Source organism: Mycobacterium sp., assembly GCF_049608025.1.
Classification (GTDB): domain Bacteria; phylum Actinomycetota; class Actinomycetes; order Mycobacteriales; family Mycobacteriaceae; genus Mycobacterium.
Genome location: NZ_JBMYXC010000030.1, coordinates 1 through 237 on the forward strand (window position 1 = coordinate 1; position 237 = coordinate 237).

General features: G+C 68.4%; 1 protein-coding gene. It reads left to right on the top strand.

What is annotated here, in order from left to right:
* Positions 1-237, top strand: a 237-nt coding sequence (locus ACPGXI_RS11390; RefSeq protein ID WP_526652875.1) for a maleylpyruvate isomerase N-terminal domain-containing protein, incomplete at both ends; no start/stop codon positions are given.

Here is a 237-nt window from a genome sequence, read left to right on the forward strand (position 1 = left end):
GTTCGCCGCGCGCGTCGCCGACGTCACAGCGTCGCGCCTCCATCATCTCCGGTCGCTGGACCCGTCGGTCGTCGATGCGCCATCGCTCACCCCGGTCGGCGTCCGGACGTACGGTGCGTTCCTTCAGATCCGCATCTTCGACATGTGGGTGCACGCACGCGATATCGCAATTCCGATGGGTGAGCAGCTCGGCAACGCGGGGCCGGCCGCCGAGATCGCGCTGAGTGAGGTTGCGGG